Origin of the sequence: Pseudomonas oleovorans subsp. oleovorans (assembly GCF_002197815.1) — a bacterium.
GTDB lineage: Bacteria > Pseudomonadota > Gammaproteobacteria > Pseudomonadales > Pseudomonadaceae > Aquipseudomonas > Aquipseudomonas oleovorans.
Window position 1 is genome coordinate 20,433 of sequence record NZ_NIUB01000001.1, and the last position, 20,943, is coordinate 41,375.

At 63.8% G+C, this 20,943-nt stretch carries 16 protein-coding genes; 15 read left to right on the forward strand and 1 reads right to left on the reverse strand.

All coding sequences use genetic code 11. The features are described from left to right. The first annotated feature begins 45 nt into the window (after positions 1–45). The 6 genes from PSOLE_RS00130 to PSOLE_RS00155 all read left to right on the forward strand — a co-directional run bounded on the left by PSOLE_RS00130 (position 46) and on the right by PSOLE_RS00155 (position 7,410). Positions 46–576 (forward strand): DUF5943 domain-containing protein, encoded by a 531-nt coding sequence (locus PSOLE_RS00130; RefSeq protein WP_074855231.1) that lies wholly within the window; start codon positions 46–48, stop codon positions 574–576. 74 nt (positions 577–650) lie between these two features. Beyond that, the gene (gene dgcA, locus PSOLE_RS00135) at positions 651–2,711 is read left to right on the forward strand and encodes a dimethylglycine demethylation protein DgcA (RefSeq protein ID WP_074855230.1); all 2,061 of its coding nucleotides are present in this window, start codon (positions 651–653) and stop codon (positions 2,709–2,711) included. 165 nt (positions 2,712–2,876) lie between these two features. After that, entirely contained in the window at positions 2,877–4,838 is a 1,962-nt protein-coding gene (gene dgcB, locus PSOLE_RS00140) for a dimethylglycine demethylation protein DgcB (RefSeq protein ID WP_074855229.1), read from the forward strand. A gap of 160 nt (positions 4,839–4,998) precedes the next feature. Beyond that, positions 4,999–6,228, forward strand: a complete 1,230-nt coding sequence (gene etfA, locus PSOLE_RS00145) for an electron transfer flavoprotein subunit alpha (RefSeq protein ID WP_074855228.1) — start codon at positions 4,999–5,001, stop codon at positions 6,226–6,228. A gap of 101 nt (positions 6,229–6,329) precedes the next feature. Beyond that, positions 6,330–7,103 carry an electron transfer flavoprotein subunit beta gene (gene etfB, locus PSOLE_RS00150; protein ID WP_003458919.1) on the forward strand — a complete coding sequence of 258 codons (774 nt, stop codon included), beginning with the start codon at positions 6,330–6,332 and terminating at the stop codon, positions 7,101–7,103. Between the two features lie 55 nt (positions 7,104–7,158). Beyond that, positions 7,159–7,410 carry a hypothetical protein gene (locus tag PSOLE_RS00155; protein ID WP_003458918.1) on the forward strand — a complete coding sequence of 84 codons (252 nt, stop codon included), beginning with the start codon at positions 7,159–7,161 and terminating at the stop codon, positions 7,408–7,410. 264 nt (positions 7,411–7,674) lie between these two features. Here the strand turns inward: PSOLE_RS00155 and gbdR are convergent, their stop codons facing one another. Next, entirely contained in the window at positions 7,675–8,769 is a 1,095-nt protein-coding gene (gene gbdR, locus PSOLE_RS00160; RefSeq protein ID WP_003458915.1) for a choline metabolism transcriptional regulator GbdR, read from the reverse strand. Between the two features lie 563 nt (positions 8,770–9,332). Between gbdR and PSOLE_RS00165 the strand changes: the two genes are divergently transcribed. The 9 genes from PSOLE_RS00165 (at position 9,333) to mdtD (ending at position 20,920) form a co-directional block, all read left to right on the forward strand. After that, the gene (locus tag PSOLE_RS00165) at positions 9,333–9,659 is read left to right on the forward strand and encodes a glycine betaine ABC transporter substrate-binding protein (protein ID WP_255311597.1); all 327 of its coding nucleotides are present in this window, start codon (positions 9,333–9,335) and stop codon (positions 9,657–9,659) included. 974 nt (positions 9,660–10,633) lie between these two features. After that, on the forward strand, positions 10,634–11,839 hold the full coding sequence (locus PSOLE_RS00170) for a quaternary amine ABC transporter ATP-binding protein (protein WP_074855227.1): 1,206 nt from the start codon (positions 10,634–10,636) through the stop codon (positions 11,837–11,839). Then, entirely contained in the window at positions 11,832–12,710 is an 879-nt protein-coding gene (locus tag PSOLE_RS00175) for an ABC transporter permease (protein ID WP_003458908.1), read from the forward strand. Before PSOLE_RS00170 ends, PSOLE_RS00175 begins: the two co-directional genes overlap by 8 nt. 29 nt (positions 12,711–12,739) lie before the next feature. Next, on the forward strand, positions 12,740–13,684 hold the full coding sequence (locus tag PSOLE_RS00180) for a choline ABC transporter substrate-binding protein (protein ID WP_074855226.1): 945 nt from the start codon (positions 12,740–12,742) through the stop codon (positions 13,682–13,684). A gap of 208 nt (positions 13,685–13,892) precedes the next feature. Further along, a complete protein-coding gene (locus PSOLE_RS00185; protein ID WP_074855225.1) occupies positions 13,893–14,744 on the forward strand; it encodes a glycine betaine ABC transporter substrate-binding protein in 852 nt (283 codons plus the stop codon). Between the two features lie 319 nt (positions 14,745–15,063). Next, complete coding sequence (betI, locus tag PSOLE_RS00190) at positions 15,064–15,654, forward strand: transcriptional regulator BetI (RefSeq protein ID WP_074855224.1); 591 nt, start codon at positions 15,064–15,066, stop codon at positions 15,652–15,654. Between the two features lie 324 nt (positions 15,655–15,978). After that, entirely contained in the window at positions 15,979–17,451 is a 1,473-nt protein-coding gene (betB, locus tag PSOLE_RS00195; RefSeq protein ID WP_074855223.1) for a betaine-aldehyde dehydrogenase, read from the forward strand. A gap of 160 nt (positions 17,452–17,611) precedes the next feature. Next, positions 17,612–19,309, forward strand: a complete 1,698-nt coding sequence (gene betA / locus PSOLE_RS00200; protein ID WP_074855222.1) for a choline dehydrogenase — start codon at positions 17,612–17,614, stop codon at positions 19,307–19,309. Positions 19,310–19,495: 186 nt separating this feature from the next. Next, positions 19,496–20,920, forward strand: a complete 1,425-nt coding sequence (mdtD, locus tag PSOLE_RS00205) for a multidrug transporter subunit MdtD (RefSeq protein WP_074855221.1) — start codon at positions 19,496–19,498, stop codon at positions 20,918–20,920. The last annotated feature ends 23 nt before the right edge of the window (positions 20,921–20,943 follow it).

The window sequence follows — 20,943 nt, forward strand, 5'->3', positions numbered from 1 at the left end:
GTTGGGGAGAGGGCAAAAACCAACGAATTCTGGAGCTGAACACACATGGCCACCCACGCCCCCGAAATGCCCATCGAAGTCGACGACGAAACCGGCGTCTGGACCACCGACGCCCTGCCGATGCTCTATGTGCCGCGCCACTTCTTCGTCAACAACCACATGGGCATCGAGGAAGTGCTCGGCGCCGACAAGTACGCCGAGATCCTCTACAAGGCCGGCTACAAATCCGCCTGGCACTGGTGTGAGAAGGAAGCCGAGTGCCACGGCATTTCCGGCGCGGCGGTATTCGAGCACTACATGAAGCGCCTGTCGCAGCGCGGCTGGGGACTGTTCGAAACGCAGAAGCTCGACCTGGAAACCGGCCATGCCGAGGTCAAGCTCAAGCACTCGGCCTTCGTCTACGTGTACGGCAAGGTGAATCGCAAGGTGGATTACATGTTCACCGGCTGGTTCTCCGGTGCCATCGACCAGATCCTGGCCGCCAAGGGCAGCCCGATCCGCACCGTCACCGTGCAGGAATACAGCGGCGCCGAAGACGGCCATGACGACGGCCTGTTCGTCACCCGGCCACTCTGAGTCACCCATAAGAAATGCGTGGGAGCGGCCAGCGCCACCCACAACGCTAGAGCGCTTACCGTGAGGATGCCGTAATGGCCTTCGAAGCAATGTTCCAGCCGATCCAGATCGGCAAGCTGACCATCCGCAACCGCGTGCTCTCCACTGCGCACGCCGAGGTCTACGCCACCGACGGCGGCATGACCACCGAGCGCTACGTGAAGTACTACGAGGAGAAGGCCAAGGGCGGCATCGGTCTGGCGATCTGCGGTGGTTCGTCGGTGGTGGCCATCGACAGCCCGCAGCAGTGGTGGAGTTCGGTGAACCTGTCCACCGACCGCATCATCCCGCACTTCCAGAATCTCGCTGACGCCATGCACAAGCATGGCGCCAAGATCATGATCCAGATTACCCACATGGGCCGCCGCTCGCGTTGGGACGGCTACCACTGGCCGACCCTGATGTCGCCGTCCGGCATCCGTGAGCCGGTACACCGCGCCACCTGCAAGACCATCGAGGTCGAGGAAATCTGGCGCGTCATCGGCAACTACGCGCAGGCTGCACGCCGGGCCAAGGAAGGCGGCCTGGATGGCGTCGAGCTGTCCGCCGTGCATCAGCACATGATCGACCAGTTCTGGTCGCCGCGCGTGAACAAGCGTACCGACGAGTGGGGCGGCACTTTCGAGGGCCGCATGAAGTTCGGCCTGGAAGTGCTCAAGGCCGTGCGCGCCGAGGTCGGTGACGACTTCTGCGTCGGCATGCGCATCTGCGGCGACGAATTCCACCCGGACGGCCTGTCCCATGAAGACATGAAGCAGATCGCCGCCTACTACGACGCCACCGGCATGCTCGACTTCATCGGCGTCGTCGGCTCGGGCTGCGACACACACAACACCCTGGCCAACGTCATCCCCAACATGAGTTTCCCGCCGGAGCCCTTCCTGCACCTGGCGGCCGGCATCAAGGAAGTGGTCAAGGTGCCGGTGCTGCACGCACAGAACATCAAGGACCCGAACCAGGCCACGCGCATCCTCGAAGGCGGCTACGTCGACATGGTCGGTATGACCCGCGCGCACATGGCCGACCCGCACCTGATCGCCAAGATCAAGATGGGCCAGATCGACCAGATCAAGCAGTGCGTCGGCGCCAACTACTGCATCGACCGCCAGTATCAGGGGCTGGACGTGCTGTGCATCCAGAACGCCGCCACCAGCCGTGAATACATGGGCGTACCACACATCATCGAGAAAACCACCGGTGTGAAACGCAAGGTGGTGGTCGTCGGCGGTGGCCCGGCCGGCATGGAGGCGGCACGTGTCGCGGCCGAGCGTGGCCACGACGTGACCCTGTTCGAGAAGCAGGACAGCCTCGGCGGGCAGATCACCATCGCCGCCCGCGCTCCGCAACGCGACCAGATCGCCGGCATCACCCGCTGGTACCAGCTGGAACTGGCACGCCTGGGCATCGACCTGCGCCTGGGCACCGCGGCCGACGAGGCGACCCTCCTCGACCTGCGCCCAGACGTCATCGTACTGGCCAACGGCGGCCATCCGTTCCTCGAACAAAACGAGCACTGGGGCGCCGACGAAGGCCTGGTGGTGAGCAGCTGGGACGTGCTCTCGGGCAAGGTCGAACCCGGCAAGAACGTACTGGTGTACGACACCATCTGCGAGTTCACCGGCATGTCGGTCGCCGACTACCTGGCGGACAAAGGCTCGCAGGTGGAGATCGTCACCGACGACATCAAGCCGGGCGTGGCCATCGGCGGCACCAGCTTCCCGACCTACTACCGCAGCCTGTATCCGAAAGAAGTGATCATGACCGGCGACCTGATGCTGGAGAAGGTCTACCGCGAAGGCGACAAGCTGGTCGCCGTGCTGGAGAACGAATACACCGGTGCCAAGGAAGAGCGCGTGGTCGACCAGGTGGTGGTGGAGAACGGCGTGCGTCCGGACGAATCGCTGTACTACGCCCTCAAGGAAGGCTCGCGCAACAAAGGTCAGATCGACGTCGACGCACTGTTCGCGATCAAGCCGCAGCCGTGTCTGAGCGAGCCGGGCGATGGTTACCTGCTGTTCCGCATCGGCGACTGCGTGGCCCAGCGCAACACCCACGCGGCGATCTATGACGCCTTGCGGTTGTGCAAGGATTTTTAGCCACGACGCGAACGGCCCCCTCTCCCGCTTGCGGGAGAGGGCGGGGGGAGAGGGTCCGTTGGGCGGTGACTTTCGGTCCCTGCTCCCCCTCTCCCTAACCCTCTCCCCGCAGGGGCGAGGGGACTGAACCGTGTTGTTTTCCGGTTCCGCGAAGGAGACCACGAAATGTTGAACACCATCCTCCCCCTCCTGCTCTTCGCCGCCCTGGCCCTCGCGGTCATCGGGGCGGCCAAGCGCTTCTTCATGTGGCGTCGTGGCCGACCAGCCAAGGTCGACTGGATCGGCGGCCTGCTGAAGATGCCGCGTCGCTACCTGGTGGATCTGCACCATGTGGTCGAGCGCGACAAGTACATGTCCAAGACCCACGTGGCCACCGCCGGTGGCTTCGTGCTGGCGGCAGTGCTGGCCATCGTCGTGCACGGTTTCGCCCTGCACAACCGTATCCTTGGCTTCGCCCTGCTGGCGGCCACGCTGCTGATGTTCGTCGGCGCCCTGTTCGTCGCCAAGCGCCGCCTGAATCCGCCCTCGCGCCTGTCGAAAGGCCCGTGGATGCGCCTGCCGAAAAGCCTGCTGATGTTCGCAGCGAGCTTCTTCATCGCCACGCTGCCGGTGGCCGGCATCCTGCCCGCCGACTTCGGCGGCTGGGTGCTGGCGGCGATCCTCGCCGTTGGCGTGGCTTGGGGTGTGTCCGAGCTGTTCTTCGGCATGACCTGGGGCGGGCCGATGAAGCACGCCTTCGCTGGCGCCCTGCACCTGGCCTGGCACCGCCGTGCCGAGCGCTTCGGTGGCGGTCGCTCCACCGGCCTGAAAGCCCTCGACCTCGACAACCCGAAAGCGCCGCTGGGCGTGGAAAAGCCCACCGACTTCACCTGGAACCAGCTGCTCGGCTTCGACGCCTGCGTGCAGTGCGGCAAGTGCGAGGCCATGTGCCCGGCCTTCGCCGCCGGCCAGCCGCTGAACCCGAAGAAGCTGATCCAGGACATGGTCATTGGTCTGGCCGGCGGCAACGACGCCAAGTTCGCTGGTTCTCCCTACCCTGGCAAACCGCTGGGCGAACACAGCGGCGGCCCACACCTGCCAATCGTTGCTCTCGAAGGCAAGGCGCTGGTCGATGCCGACACCTTGTGGTCGTGCACCACCTGCCGCGCCTGCGTCGAGGAATGCCCGATGATGATCGAGCACGTCGACGCCATCGTCGATATGCGCCGCCACCTGACCCTCGAGAAGGGGGCGACCCCAAACAAGGGCGCCGAGGTGCTGGACAACCTGATCGCCACCGACAACCCTGGCGGCTTCAACCCCGGCGGACGCCTGAACTGGGCCGCCGACCTGAGCCTGCCGTTGCTGGCGGACAAGAAAGAGACCGACGTGCTGTTCTGGGTCGGTGATGGCGCCTTCGACATGCGCAATCAGAGAACGCTGAGGGCCTTCGTAAAGATCCTCAAGGCTGCCGACGTCGACTTCGCCGTACTCGGCCTGGAAGAGCGCGACAGTGGCGACGTGGCCCGCCGCCTGGGCGACGAGGCGACCTTCCAGAACCTGGCCAAGCGCAATATCGCCACCCTGGCCAAGTACGGTTTCAAGCGCATCGTCAGCTGCGACCCGCACAGCTTCCACGTGCTGAAGAACGAGTACGGCGCACTCGGCGGCAACTATCAGGTGCTGCACCACAGCACCTTCATCGAAGAGCTGGTGCGCAAGGGCTCGCTGAATCTCGGCCAGAGCAAGGCCGCCCGCGTCACCTACCACGACCCCTGCTACCTCGGCCGCTACAACGGCGAGTACGAAGCGCCCCGCGCCGTGCTCAAGGCCATCGGCATCGAGGTCAAGGAGATGGAACGTTCGGGCTTCCGCTCGCGCTGCTGCGGCGGCGGTGGCGGCGCCCCGATCACCGACATCCCCGGCAAGCAACGCATCCCCGACATGCGCATGGTCGACATCCAGTCAACCGGCACCGAGTTGGTGGCCGTCGGTTGCCCGCAATGCACCGCGATGCTCGAAGGCGTGGTCGCACCGCGCCCGGAGATCAAGGACATCGCCGAGCTGGTCGCCGAAGTGCTGATCGAAGCCACCGAGGTGGCGGCAAAAAAGCCACTCGCCAAGCGTGAACTGGCGGAGGTGCAGTGATGAAGCCGCTAACCGCTTGCCTCCCCTCTCCCGCTTGCGGGAGAGGGGCCGGGGGAGATGGCATGTCCGGCCACCACAACGTCGCCTGCTTCCCCCTCTCCCTAACCCTCTCCCCCAAGGGGGCGAGGGAACCGTCCGTGCCTGACCAGGAGATCGCAGCATGAGCGACATCATCCGCCGCGACCCACGCGCCGAGTGGATCGCCCGCAACCGCCTGCACCCGTTGCATGCGTCGATGCAGAAGTCCGAAACCAGCTGGATGGGGCCCAACGGCATCATCCGCAAGAACCCGCATGCCATCGCCGCCGGCTTCGTCGGCCCGGCCGGGCTCAAGCGCATCGACCGCAGCGGTGCCCAGCAAGGCACTGCCGGCAAACGCAGCAGCGCCAGCGTCGAGGTGCAATTGCCACTGCACGTCGTCGAGCAACCAGCCTTCCACATCTGCGTGGTGCCGGACATGGTTGGCGGACGTCTCTCCAGCCATGACAAGGACCTGCTCGGCCTGGCTCGCAAGCTGGCCGGCGACAGTGGCGCCGTGGTTGCCGTGGTGTTCGGCGAGGACAAGGAAAGCGCCTTCGACACGGCCGGCGTCGACCGCTTGCTGCGCATCGGTGGTGACACCTTCGATGGCTATGCCCCGGAAGCCCGCGTACTGGCGCTGAGCGCCGTGGAGAGCCAACTGGCTCCACGCCACTGGCTGCTGCCAGACAGCCGCACCGGTGGCGGCGAACTGGGCCGTCGCCTGGCCGCCAAGCTCGGCGAGCGTCCTGCAACGCGCGTCTGGCAGGTTGCCGGCGAACAGGCCATCGGCCGTGCCGGCAGTGGCCAGCAGGATATCCAACGCGCGCTGCCACGCCTGATTCTGGCCACGGCCGAATGCGCCGAGCCGGTCAGCGAAACCCGTCATGAAGCCCGCTCGCTGGAACTGGCCGAAAAGGTCGCCCACAGCCTGCCGCGCATCGAGGACCTGGGGCCGGTGGCCGTGGACCCGGCGCAGATTCCCATGGCCGAGGCCGAATTCATTCTTTCCGGCGGCAATGGCGTGAAAAACTGGGAATTGTTCCACCAGGCCGCCGTCGCCCTCGGCGCCACCGAAGGCGCCTCGCGCGTGGCGGTGGACGACGGTTTCATGCCGCGTAACCGCCAGGTTGGCGCCACCGGTACCTGGGTCACCGCTCGCGTCTACCTGGCCGTCGGTATTTCCGGCGCCATCCAGCACCTGCAGGGCATCGGCGCCTGCGACAAGGTGGTGGCGGTGAACATGGATCCTGGCTGCGACATGATCAAACGCGCCGACCTCTCGGTGATCGGCGACTCGGCGGCGATCCTGCAAGCGCTGATCGAGCGCGTCGCCGCCTGGCGCCAGGAAGGAAAACGTGATGCGGCCTAACTTTCACGAATGCTCCCTCGTGGGAGGGGCTTCAGCCGCGACAGATTGCGTGCTTGGCCAGATCGCGGCTAAAGCCGCTACCACGGTTCGAGGTTGCCACCATGACTGATCTGAATATCGTCGCCCTGGTCTCGGTCGGTGCCCACCCGACCTCGGGTCGCCCGCGCCGCGCCGAGCAGGACGCCCGCGCGGTGGAGCTGGGCCTGCGCCTGGCTGGCCAGAACCTGCAACTGCTGCACGCCGGCGACCCGCAGGCCGAAGCCCTGCGTGGCTACCTGGGCATGGGTCTGGAACAACTCGACGTGCTGGAACAACCGGAAGGCGCCGATGCCCTGCCGCTGCTGGTGGACTACCTGCAAGGCAGTCGCACGCAGTTGGTACTCACCGGCAGCCAGGCGGAAACTGGCGAAGGCTCCGGCATGCTGCCGTTCCTGCTGGCCGAACGCCTGGGTTGGCCCATTGTGGTCGGCCTCGCCGAAGTGGAGAAGGTCGAAAACGGCGTCGCCCAAGTACTGCAGGCGCTGCCGCGCGGACAGCGGCGCCGCCTCAGAGTACGCTTGCCGTGCGTCGCCAGCGTCGACAACGCCGCTCCGAACGCACGCCAGAGCGCCTTCGGCCCGGCTCGCCGTGGTCAGATCGACGTCCACGAAGTCACCGTGATAGACGATCCGCTGCTGGCACAAGCCAGTCTGCAGCCGGCCAAGCCGCGGCCGAAACGCCTGAAGGTGATCAAGGCCAAGACCGGCGCGGAACGGATGAAGGCCGCGACGGCCAAAGCCAGTGGTGGCGGCGGCCAGGTGCTCAAGGATGTCTCGCCACAGGAAGGTGCAGAGGCTATCTTCAAACTATTGATCGAAGAAGGGGTTCTGCGCTGACCGAGGGTTGAAGACCAACTGCGCAGCGCCTGCCTCGCCACAAGGAGCCACGACCATGATGCATGCCGATCTGATCGACCAGGAAGACTTCCGTGAACGCCTGATCGCGCTAGGCCTGAGCATTCCGCCCGGCGTCACGCCCGAGCAGGCCTGCGAACTGGCCGTCAGCGGCCTCAGCGCCGAACGCGCCGTAGCCTTGCGTCATCTGGTGGAGGAACTGCTCGGCGGCAGCGCCACCCTGCTACCGAATGTGCGCGAAGCCATCAGCCGCCATCTGCTGCCGGCGCTGGTGCCGAAGCCGGCTTGATATACACGTCTTCGGTCTACTCTGCAGGACGTTGCAGCACCCTAAAGGCCGACCTCACCAACTCGGGCCTCAACGCCATGCCAGAGTGGTTCGTGCATAAATTGGTGGGCTAAAGCCCACCCTACACCCTGACTACAACGCACCGCCTAGGGCGAGCCGGGCGGCGATCCGCTTCAGACGTAGGGTGGGCTTTAGCCCACCAAAAACGACCCTACTCAAAACACACGGGGCGCCACTGGCGCCCCGTTTTCATTGCCGCTCGATTCAGATGCGTACGCTGGCGAAGGTCGACTCGCCCTGGGCACGGTTGAGCGCCAGCACCGCGCTGGAATTGACCTGATGCTCGGGGATCGGCAGCAACATCACCAGGTTGTTGCCCTGCTGACCAGCACGCTCGTCGCGCGGCGGAATGCCGAAGTACTCGCGGTAGCACTTGGAGAAATGCGGGGTGGAGACGAAACCGCAGACCGAGGCCACCTCGATGATCGACATGCTGGTCTGCTTGAGCAGCTGGCGTGCGCGGATCAGGCGCAGCTTGAGGTAGTAGCGCGACGGCGAGCAGTGCAGGTACTTCTGGAACAGGCGCTCGAGTTGACGACGGGAGATGTCGACGAAGCAGGCCAGTTCGTCGAGGTCGATCGGCTCCTCAAGGTTGGCCTCCATCAGCGCGACGATTTCCTGCAGCTTGGGCTGGTTGCTGCCAAGCATGTGCTTGAGCGGCACACGCTGGTGATCCTGCTCGTTACGGATACGTTCGTAGATGAACATTTCGGAAATACCGGCCGCCAGTTCGCGGCCATGCTGCTGGCCGATCAGGTGCAGCATCATGTCCATCGGCGCGGTGCCGCCAGAGGAAGTGTGGCGATTGCGGTCGATGGAAAACAGGCGAGTGGTGATGGCCGCACGCGGGAAGGCTTCCTGCATCGAGGCCAGGCACTCCCAATGCACGCTGCAATCGTAGCCGTCGAGCAGCCCGGCCTTGGCCAGCGCCCAACTGCCGGTGCACACCGCACCGAGCAGGCGGCCCTGGCGCGCCTGCAACTGCAGCCAGCTGACATGTTCACGCTTGACGCTGTGTTGAATATCCACGCCACCACAGACGATCACCGCATCCAACGCCGGAGCACTTTGCATGGCGGCGTCCGGGGTGATCTGCAAGCCATCGCTGGCGCAGACCGGCAGGCCATCATGAGTCAGGGTATGCCAGCGAAACAGCTCCTTGCCGGAAAGCTGGTTGGCCATGCGCAGGGGCTCTACCGCCGAAGCCAGGGAAATCAGGGTGAAGTTGTCCAGGAGCAGGAAGCCGATGGACTGGGCGGCACGATTCTGGGGTTGCGCCCCTTGGCTGAACTGCGACATTGATGGAACCCTCTCACGCTAAGCACGGTGTGAGCCCAATTAGAAGTGGGCCTCTGTTTTATCCTGGCCAGGTTTGAAAACCGGGCGGCTATGCATCTCTAGGCAAAGGTCATGCCTAAATTGATCAAGCGTTCAATAAAAACTGAACCGTCAATGCATGGCGTGCCAGACAGACTCCTTGCCCCTGTTTTCAGGGTTTGCGAAACGCTCTCAAAGCTTCTTTGCGCAAGGCTTTGAGCATTTCGGTAGCACAGACTGAGCGGCCTGCTACGGCGTCTCTGGCTGTCAGTAACGGACGAACGGTAACAACAGCGATCACTCGGTCACACCTGAGGAAATCGATGTCCGCAAGCGTCGCACCAAAAGCTCGCGAAGCGGCGGCTTTGCCAGAATCGCTGCACCAGCAAAGGTCACCGCTCGCTGGTGTGCCAGCCGCCAGGAGCACATGGGGAAGAAACTCCTGACGAATCCGCAACAGGTTCGCGATGATCCAACTTTCGCCAGCGCGCCATGCTCTCCAACCAACTCATGCATATCCAATCACGCTGCGGTGAACCGTCCGTATCGGGGTCTTTTCTCGACATGCCGGTGGTGACGATCATTTCGGCCCCGATTACGGTGCGGCACAGGTCGACACAGTGGCGCGCGGCGGGTTGAGCGAGCAGTGTCCCAACCTGGCTCGGCTTTTCCGCAATATGACCTTCACCATCAGCGCAGAAAACCATTTGATGAGCGCCGTGCTGGAAGGCAATACCAATCGCCGCCGCGTGGCCAAGCAGTGGATCGAAGACAACCCGCAGATGGTTGCGTCCTGGCTGGAAGGTGTGACTCGCTATCAAGGCGGTCCCATCAGCAAGGTTTTCGACGTATCGCAAGCAAAAAATGCCTGATAAATTCGACGAAATAGCCGAGAAAAATCAATAAAAATGGCAGAAAGCAGAGACCGCCACATGGCTCGAAAGGGTTTTCCCTTGTCGTGTCGAGAATCACGGCCAGGCTCGCAAGCCTGGCCAGCCATGACCGACCGGTCACATTGCGCCGCCTTTGGATTTTTCAGCGCTTTTCGGCACGCCTCCACCTCTGTCTGTAAATTTTTTTCAACATCGCCACAGCCCCCGCGCTACGCCGCCTGCGCCTCGCTTGAAAGACTGAAAACCAGCACCGGCGCGGCTTTCAGCCTTGGCCAAGGGACGAAAAAGTCTGTTAAGGTTTTTAAAGCACGCTATCGAAAGCGCTTCTCGATACTCATATCGAGCGCTATTCGAAACGGCATCACACAGTGCTTTCAGGAGCCCGGAAAACGGCGAGAACATTGAAAAACACGGGGTGTGACGGACCATGTCGTCGCCCAATACGTCAGGGTCGCAAACCGATAATTGCGCAGACCCCAAGACTATATCGTTGAGTCAACCGATAACGTCGCTGCCGCTTCCCGAGGGGAACGGCAGACTGGGGCTCACCGCCCCGGACCGAAGAACATACAAGCGCTGGGCCCCATCGATAGGGCGCCAGCCCAACAAGAAATTTCGGATGTACGCATGCGCCAGGACGACGCATGAATCCCCAAGGGAATGGGCTTCGAAACACTGCCAGAGGGTTTGGAAAGCGGTTTGCAGCAGGGCAAGACAGTGGTCACTCATCAACAGATTGCAACGACGCAGCGGGCAATTTTTGCCACCAGCCGCGTGCGCTGCAGCGTGCCTGAGTGCCACACTAGACGCCCGCCGCGAAACGTTCGCCAACCTCGAAACTCAGCAAACACCCACACAGGTATCAGAGGCCTGACACAGCTGATCTACGCTTCTACGATGCGTACCCAGCCGTGCCAACGCGAACTGGATGCCGATTGAAGGGGAAACGTCCCATGCAGTCTGGAAAGATCGTGGTCGAACACCTGTACAAGGTTTTCGGCCCCAACCCACAAGAAGCCATCGACCTGCTCAAGGAAGGCTGGAGCAAGGAGAGGATTCTGGCCGAGAAAGGCGCCGTGATCGGCGTCAGCGATGTGTCGTTCAGTGTCGAAGAGGGCGAAATCTTCGTGCTCATGGGACTGTCCGGCTCCGGCAAATCCACCCTGATCCGCCTGATCAACCGCCTGGTCGAACCCAGCGCCGGTGACGTCTACATCGATGGCCAGAACGTGGCCAAGCTGCCGCAATCGCAACTGATCGACCTGCGCCGGCGCGACATGAGCATGGTCTTCCAGTCCTTCGCCCTGATGCCTTCGCGCAGCGTGCTGGATAACGCCGCCTTCGGCCTGGAAGTGGCCGGCACCGGCCGCAAGGAGCGCGAGAAGCGCGCCATGGAAGTGCTCAAGCAGGTCGGCCTGGACACCTTCGCCCACAAGTACCCGCACGAACTCTCCGGCGGCATGCAGCAACGCGTCGGCCTGGCCCGTGCGCTGACGGTCAACCCGTCGATGATCATCATGGACGAGGCCTTCTCCGCCCTCGACCCGCTCAAGCGCCGCGAAATGCAGGACGTATTGCTGGAGCTGCAGAAGACCCATCGCCGCACCATCATCTTCGTCTCCCACGATATCGAAGAGGCCATGCGCATCGGTACCCGCATCGGCATCATGGAAGGCGGCAAGCTGATCCAGGTCGGCACCCCGCAGGAACTGATCGAAAAGCCAGCCAACGAGTACGTGCGCAACTTCTTCGACACCGTCGACACCAGCCGTTACCTCACCGCCGGCCAGCTCAAGGCCGACAGCGTGCCGACCTACGTCTACAACGGCAAGGCGCCGGATGCAGCAATGATCTGCAAGGATCTGCAGGCGCGGGACAAGCACTACGCCTTCATCGTCGACGAGCAGAACAACTTCCAGGGTTCCATCAGCCTGGAGAAGATCGCCCTGATGGTCGATGGCGACGAACCCCAACCACTCGAAGCGGATGCGCTCAAGCAGGTGGTGCCGGTACCCGAGGACATGCCGCTGGAAGATGTGATCACCCGCCTGGTGGACAACGAAGGTCCGATCCCTGTGGTGGACGCCGACGGCCATTACTGCGGCGCCATCAGCAAGGGCCGTCTGCTGACCCGACTACAGGGGGAATCCAATGAGTGACAAGAAACTCGACCTGGGTAGCTGGGTCAACGACGTCGTCCAGCACCTGCTGGACAACTACAGCGGTGCATTCGACAGCATCGGCAAACTGGTCAGCGGATTCTCCGAAGGCATCGAAGCCTTGCTCATGCTGCCACCGGCCTGGCTGCTGATCGCCATCTTTGTCGCCCTCGGCCTATGGCGCATCGGCGCACGCTTCGCGGTGTTCACCGCCGTGGCTTTCATCCTGATCGTCATGACCGGGTTCTGGGAACAGACCGTGGTCACCCTCGGCCTGACCTTCTCCTCGACGTTGATCAGCCTGCTGCTGGGTATCCCGCTGGGCATCTGGGCCGCCAAGAGCGAGCGCGTGGCGACCATCATCCGGCCGATCCTCGACTTCATGCAGACCATGCCGGCGTTCGTCTACCTGATTCCGGCGGCCATGCTCTTCGGCCTCGGCCGGGTGCCCGGGATCATCGCCACGGTGATCTTCGCCATGCCGCCGGCGGTGCGCTTGACCAGCCTGGGCATTCGCCAAGTGAACAAGGAAATCGTCGAGGCCGGCCAGTCCTTCGGCTGCACCAGCCGCCAGCTGCTGTTCAAGGTACAACTGCCCAACGCCATGCCGTCGATCATGGCCGGGGTCAACCAGACCATCATGATGGCCCTGTCGATGGTGATCATCGCCTCAATGGTCGGCGCCGGTGGCCTGGGTAACGATGTACTGGCGAGTATCCAGCGCCTGGACATCGGGCTAGGCTTCGAAAGCGGCATGGCCGTGGTGCTGCTGGCGATCATTCTCGACCGCATCACTGAAAGCTTCGGCACCAAGCAGACCGCCCGCGGCGGCATCTTTGCCTGGTTCAGCGGCAAGCTGCAGCGCCAGTAAACATTTTTTCACTTCACAGGGAACCGCAGATGAAAATGATCAAAACCACTGCCGCCATCGGCCTGCTGTCCTGCGCACTGATGCAGGGCGCCATGGCCGCGGAGCCGGCGAGCTGCAAGCAGGTGCGTTTTGCCGAGATTGGCTGGGCCGACATCGCCGCCACCACGGGTGTGGCCATGACCCTGGTCGAAGGTCTGGGCTATCAGCCACGCAAGATCATGGCCTCGGTACCCATCGCCTTCACCGGCGTGAAGAGCGGCCAGGTCGATGTGTTCCTCGGCTATTGGGCACCGTCGATGGACTCGGTGATCGAGCCATTCCTCAAGGACGATGGCGTCAAGGTACTGCCCAAGGCCAACCTCGAGGGTGCCAAGTACACCCTGGCCGTGCCGACCTACGCGGCCGAAGCCGGCCTGAAGAGCTTCCAGGACATCGCCAAGTTTAAGGATCAGCTGGGCGGCAAGATCTATGGCATCGAGCCGGGTAACGACGGCAATCTGCTGATCGACGGCATGATCAAGAACAACCAGTTCGACCTCGGCGACTTCCGCATGGTCGAGTCCAGCGAAGCCGGCATGCTGGTGCAGGTATCGCGCGCCATCAAGAAGAAAGAGCCGGTGGTCTTCCTCGGCTGGGCGCCGCACCCGATGAATACCCAGCACGACATCACCTACCTGTCCGGCGGTGACGACGTGTTCGGCCCCGATTACGGCGCTGCCAAGGTTTACACCGTTGTGCCGCCGGATTACGAGGCGCGCTGCGAGAACGTCGGCAAGCTGCTGAACAACCTGCAGTTCACCGTCGATATCGAAAGCCAACTGATGGAAAAGGTCCTGGAAAAGGAAAACCCGCAGAACGTCGCCAAGGAGTGGATCAAGGCCAACCCAGCGATCCTCGATCAGTGGCTGAGCGGCGTGACCACCTTTGACGGTCAGGACGGCGTTGCCGCCGTGAAGAAACACGTGGGGCTGTAACAGGCCGCGACCCGATTCGGGCTCGAACCTCAGGGTTCGAGCCCGGAAACCTCCTCGTAAACCACTAGCGGCTGCTTTCTGGCCGTGACGGGGAGGCTTTGCCCGCGAACCGGCAATCTGCTGCGCAACACGGATTCGCAAGGCCCGCAATGAGAACGAGCCAGTCAACGATCTTGCAACTGCCACTCACTGATGGAGCACAACAAACATGCGCGTAATCAAGCACCTCTGCCTCGGCGCTGCCGCCCTGGCCATCGGCATGGGCAGCGCCCTGGCCGCCGACAAGCCCACCTTGAAGATCGGCTACGTCAACGGCTGGGACGACAGCGTCGCCGTCACCCACGTCGCCGGTGAGATCCTGCAAAGCAAACTCGGCTACACGGTCGAACTGAAGCCGGTCGAACCCGCCATCATGTGGCAGGGCGTGGCCCGTGGCGACCTCGATGCCACCCTCTCCGCCTGGCTGCCGGCCACTCATGGCGAGTACTTCGAGAAGCTCAAGGACAAGGTGGAAATCCTCGGTACCAACTACTCCGGCGCCAAGATCGGCCTGATCGTGCCGGACTACGTCGAAGCCAAGACCATCGAGGATCTGGAGAAATACGCCAAGGACTTCGACGGCAAGATCACCGGCATCGACGCCGGTGCCGGCGTGATGCGCCGCACCGAAGACGCCATCAAGGCATACAACCTGACCAGCATCAAGCTGATGCCGAGCTCGGGCCCGGCCATGGCCACCGCCCTGACCCGCGCCGAGAAGGCGCAGAAGCCGATCGTAGTCACCGGCTGGATTCCGCACTGGATGTTCGCCAAGTGGAAACTGCGCTTCCTCGAAGATCCGAAGAAAGTCTTCGGCGACGACGAGCGTGTCGACACCGTGGCCAACCCGGCACTGAAAGAAAAAGCCGCCGACGCTGCCGCCTTCCTCAGCAAGATTTCCTGGAGCGGCGAAGAAGTCGGTTCGGTGATGCTGGCCATTCGCGAAGGCGCCAAGCCGGACCAGGCCGCCAAGGACTGGATCGCCGCCAACCCGGAGCGCGTCGCCGAGTGGTTGAAATAAGCTTCGCCGCGTAACAGCACAAAGCGGGCTGCGGCCTAATGCCGATCAGTTAAGCGCCCGACTGGCTACGATCAGTCGTCCCCTCGCCCCTCTGGGGAGAGGGTTAGGGAGAGGGGTAAATGGCCGTTTCGCGGTATTTCGGCCCTCTCCCCCAGCCCCTCCCCCCGTAAACGGGAGCGGGGAGCCAAACGCGTACAGCCTTAACTGACTGCTATTAGGCTTCGGCCCGCTTTGTCGTTTCTGCTTGCCTCGCCCTGTAATTGATCGATCAATCAAAATCCGCCTAGACTGCGCCCTCCTGTCCCTCATGGAGAGCCCCATGCCCAAGGTCGGCATGCAGCCCATTCGTCGTTCGCAGTTGATTGCCGCCACCCTGGAAGCCGTCGACCAGGTTGGTATGGCCGATGCCAGCATCGCCTATATCGCCCGCCTGGCCGGGGTCTCCAATGGCATCATCAGCCACTACTTCAACGACAAGAACGGCCTGCTCGAAGCCACCATGCGCCACCTGATGCAGGCACTGCGCGATGCCGTGGCCGAACGACGCCAGGCGCTGAGCGACGACAGCCCACGCGCCCACCTGCGCGCGATGATCGACGGCAACTTCGACGACAGCCAGGTCAACGGCCCGGCGATGAAGACCTGGCTGGCATTCTGGGCCAGCAGCATGCACCAGCCGGCCCTGCGCCGCCTGCAGCGGGTCAACGACCACCGTCTCTATTCCAACCTGTGTGGCCAGTTTCATCGCGCGCTGCCGCAGGATCAGGCGCGCTTCGCCGCCCGCGGCCTGGCTTCGCTGATCGACGGCCTGTGGCTGCGCGGCGCGCTTTCCGGCGAAGCCTTCGACACCGAGCAGGCGCGCCGCATCGCCTATGACTACCTAGACCTGCAGTTGAACAAAGCTCGCTAGCCTGTCGCGAAGGCGCATCGGGGGCGGCCGTCCATTTTTGAGTTTGGTGGGCTGAAGCCCACCCTACAGCCCACCCTGGCCAATCTACGGGCTTCGGGCAACGCCTCGTAGGGTGTCGCGGGGCCACCTTGGCCGTGCGCACCAGCCTCCCCCGCATCCCCAAACGTCCCGAACGGAAATTGCACACAGCCAAAGCGGCGCCAAGGACAAGTGGCGCCCGCCATGTCGCGTTTGGCTGCGCCTTGTCGTTTTTATTGATTGATCGTTCAATTTAAATAAAATAGGCTGTTCTCCAAGCAGATTGCCAAGTGCAGAGGACAGCCCATGCCCCGTTTCGCCGAACAGCAGCTCTACATCAGTGGCCAGTACGTCGCCGCCAGCAGTGGAGAAACCTTCGACAGCATCAACCCGGCCACCGGCGAGGTGCTGGCCAAGGTGCAATGCGCCAGCCAGGCAGACGTGGACCGCGCGGTGGCCAGCGCCGCCGAGGGGCAAAAGGTGTGGGCGGCGATGACCGCCATGCAGCGCTCGCGCATCCTGCGCAAGGCGGTGGACATCCTGCGTGAGCGCAACGACGAGCTGGCCGAGCTGGAAACCCTCGACACCGGCAAGCCACTGTCGGAAACCCGCTACGTCGACATCGTTACCGGCGCCGACGTGCTGGAGTACTACGCAGGCCTGATCCCGGCCATCGAAGGCGAGCAGATCCCGCTGCGCGAGACCTCCTTCGTCTATACCCGTCGCGAACCGCTGGGCGTGGTTGCCGGCATCGGCGCCTGGAACTACCCGATCCAGATCGCCCTGTGGAAATCCGCCCCGGCCCTGGCCGCCGGCAACGCGATGATCTTCAAACCCAGCGAAGTGACCTCGCTCACCGCACTGAAACTGGCCGAGATCTACACCGAGGCCGGCCTGCCAGCAGGCGTATTCAACGTGCTCACCGGCAGCGGTCGCGAAGTCGGCCAGTGGCTGACCGAGCATCCGGGTATCGAGAAGGTGTCCTTCACCGGCGGCACCATCACCGGTAAGAAGGTCATGGCCAGCGCCTCCAGCTCCAGCCTCAAGGAAGTGACCATGGAACTGGGCGGCAAGTCGCCGCTGATCGTCTTCGAGGACGCCGACCTGGACCGCGCCGCCGACATCGCGGTGATGGCCAACTTCTACAGCTCCGGCCAGGTGTGCACCAACGGCACCCGCGTGTTCGTGCCACGCATGCTGCAGGCGCGCTTCGAGGCCAAGGTGCTGGAGCGCGTCAAGCGCATCCGCCTCGGCGATCCGCTCAGCGATGCCACCAATTTCGGCCCGCTGGTGAGCTACGCGCACATGGAAAGCGTGCTCAGCTACATCGAGAAGGGCCGCAGCGAGGGTGCACGCCTGCTGATCGGCGGCACACGCGTCAGTGATGGCGACTATGCCAAGGGCGCCTACGTCGCCCCCACCGTGTTCACCGATTGCACGGATGCCATGACCATCGTGCGCGAGGAAATCTTCGGCCCGGTGATGAGCATCCTCATCTACGACAGCGAAGAGGAAGTGATCCGCCGCGCCAACGACACCGACTACGGCCTGGCTGCCGGCGTGGTGACCCGTGATCTGAACCGCGCGCACCGGGTGATCCACAAGCTGGAAGCCGGTATCTGCTGGATCAACACCTGGGGCGAGTCGCCAGCCGAGATGCCGGTGGGCGGCTACAAGCAGTCCGGTGTCGGCCGCGAGAACGGCCTGGTCACCCTCGGCCACTACACCCGCATCAAGTCGGTGCAGCTGGAAATGGGCGATTACGTCTCGGTGTTCTGAATCCAGTGTTGTCGGAGCGGCCGGGCGGCGCACCGCTTCAGCCGCGAAAAGCATCGCGGATAAATCCGCTCCTACAAAAAAGTCGCCGCCCCGTAGCCGGATGCAATCCGGGACCAGTCACCGCGTTTTCCCGGATCGCAGCCGGGCAACAGGAGTAGCCATGACCCAGGAATTCGACTACATCATCATCGGCGCCGGTTCGGCCGGTAACGTCCTGGCCACCCGGCTGACCGAAGACGCAGACGTCAGCGTACTGCTGCTGGAAGCCGGCGGCCCCGACTACCGCTTCGACTTTCGTACCCAAATGCCCGCCGCCCTGGCCTTCCCGCTGCAGGGCCGGCGCTACAACTGGGCCTACGAGACCGACCCAGAGCCGCATATGAACAACCGCCGCATGGAATGCGGACGCGGCAAGGGCCTGGGCGGCTCATCGCTGATCAACGGCATGTGCTACATCCGCGGCAACGCCCTGGACTTCGACCACTGGGCCAAGCGGCCCGGTCTGGAAGACTGGACCTATCTCGACTGCCTGCCGTACTTCCGCAAGGCGGAAAGCCGCGACATCGGCCCCAACGATTACCACGGCGGTGACGGCCCGGTCAGCGTGACCACGCCCAAGGCCGGCAACAACCCGCTATTCCACGCCATGGTCGACGCCGGCGTACAGGCAGGTTACCCGCGTACCGATGACCTCAACGGCTATCAGCAGGAAGGCTTCGGCCCGATGGACCGCACCGTGACCCCGCAAGGCCGCCGCGCCAGCACCGCGCGCGGCTATCTGGACCAGGCAAGGGCGCGTCCCAACCTGACCATCGTCACCCACGCCACCACCGACCGCATCCTGTTCGACGGCAAGCGCGCCAGCGGCGTGAGCTACCTGATCGGCAACTCTAACAACGCCACTGAAGCCCGCGCCCGTCGCGAGGTACTGCTGTGCGCCGGCGCCATCGCCTCACCGCAGATCCTCCAGCGCTCCGGCGTCGGCCCTGCCGCGCTACTGCGCGAGCTGGACATCGCGCTGGTGCATGAACTGCCTGGCGTCGGCCAGAACCTGCAGGATCACCTGGAGATGTACCTGCAGTACGCCTGCACCCAGCCGGTGTCGCTGTACCCGGCGCTCAAGCTGCTCAATCAGCCGGGCATCGGCGCGCAATGGCTGTTCGCCGGCAACGGCATCGGCGCCAGCAACCAGTTCGAGGCCGGCGGTTTCATCCGCACGCGCCCGGAGTTCGCCTGGCCCAACATCCAGTTCCATTTCCTCCCGGTGGCGATCAACTACAACGGCAGCAACGCCGTGAACGAGCATGGTTTCCAGGCCCACGTCGGCTCGATGCGCTCGCCTAGCCGCGGGCGCATCCAGCTCAAATCCAAGGACCCGCGCCAGCACCCGAGCATCCTGTTCAACTACATGAGCCATGAGCAGGACTGGCAGGAATTTCGCGACGCCATCCGCATCACCCGCGAGATCATGGCGCAGCCGGCACTCGACCCTTACCGTGGGCGTGAAATCAGCCCTGGCGCGCATGTACAGAGCGACGCCGAGCTGGATGCCTTCATTCGCGAGCATGCGGAAACGGCTTTCCACCCCTCCTGCTCGTGCAAGATGGGTGAGGACGACATGGCGGTGGTCGATGGTCAGGGCCGCGTGCACGGCTTGCAGGGCTTGCGCGTAGTGGATGCGTCGATCATGCCGGAGATCATCACCGGCAACCTCAACGCCACCACCATCATGATCGCCGAGAAGATCGCGGATCGGATTCGCGGGCGCCAGCCATTGCCGCGCAGCACCGCGCCCTACTTCGTCGCCGGCGAGCGCCCGGTACGCGGGCAACCGCAGCGAGAAGTCTCGGTAGCCTGAGTTCGAAGGGCTGCGCGCCCCGTCGCGGATCAATCCGCGCCTATCGTCGGAGCCCCGAGCCATACCGAGCCGGCTGAATACCGCTTGCAGGCCGGAGCGAATTTATTCGCGCCAGTGCCGTCGAACGGGAGCACTTGCGCAATAATGGCGGAGCGGTGACAGCCGCCACTGACTGCCGGACGCCTCATGCAACCCACGCTCAACCAACTCGACCCACGCACCGCCCGCCTGCTGCCATGGATAGTGGCCATCGCCTTCTTCATGCAGACGCTGGACGGCACCATCCTCAATACGGCGCTGCCAGCCATGGCGGGCGATCTGAACGAAGATCCACTGCGCATGCAGTCGGTGGTAATCGCCTACATGCTCACCGTGGCCCTGCTGATCCCGGCGTCGGGCTGGATCGCCGACCGCTTCGGCACGCGGCGCATCTTCTTCGGCGCCATCGCCCTGTTCAGCCTCGGCTCGCTGCTCTGCGCACTGTCGGAGTCGCTGAGCATGCTGATCGGCGCACGGGTCATCCAGGGCCTGGGCGGCGCACTGATGATGCCGGTCGGGCGCCTGGTGGTGCTGCGCGCCTATCCGCGTTCGGAACTGGTGCGGATCATGAGCTTCATCACCCTGCCCGGCTTGCTCGGCCCGCTGATCGGCCCGAGCCTGGGCGGCTGGCTGGTGGAGGTGGCCAGCTGGCACTGGATTTTCCTGATCAACCTGCCGGTGGGACTACTCGGCTGCTGGGCTGTATGGCGCCATATGCCCGATCTGCGCGGCCCTGAGCGCAGCCGCTTCGATAGCGTCGGCTTTCTGCTGTTCGGCGCCGCCATGCTGCTGATCACCGTAGCCCTGGAGGGGCTCGGCGAACTGCACCTGCCGACCATGCGCGTGGTGCTGCTGTTGCTCGGCGGCATGGCCTGCCTGGCCGCCTACTGGCTGCGCGCCGGGCGCATCGAGCAGCCCTTGTTCGCCCCGTCGCCGTTCCACACCCGCAGCTTCGCCGTGGGCATCATCGGCAACCTGTTCGCTCGCCTTGGCAGCGGCGCACTGCCCTTTCTCACGCCGCTACTGCTGCAACTGGCGATGGGCTATTCGCCCGCCCAGGCCGGCATGAGCCTGATCCCTCTGGCACTGGCCGCCATGGCGGCCAAACCGCTGGCCAGGCCGCTGATCGAACGCCTTGGCTACCGCAATATCCTGACCGGCAATACCCTGCTGCTCGGCGCCCTGATCGCCAGCCTGGCCCTGGTCGACGGCGACACCTCGACGCTGCAACTGATCATCCAGCTCAGCCTGATCGGCGCCTGCAACTCGCTGCAGTTCACCGCGATGAACACGGTAACGCTGATCGATCTGGATGACCGCGAAGCCAGCAGCGGCAACAGCCTGCTGTCGGTGGTGGTGCAGTTGGCGATGGGCCTTGGCGTGGCCTCGGCGGCGGCGCTGCTCAGCGGCTTCAGCCGTGAACTGGGCGACAGCGGGCATGTGCTGGAGGCGTTCCAGGCGACCTATCTGTGCGTTGGCCTGCTGTCGATGCTGGCAGCGGCGATCTTCCTGCAACTGGACACGAAAGATGGCCGTAGCGGGCGCAATATCGAGGTTTCAGCGGACGAATGAGCGGGCCTGCTACACTGCCGGCC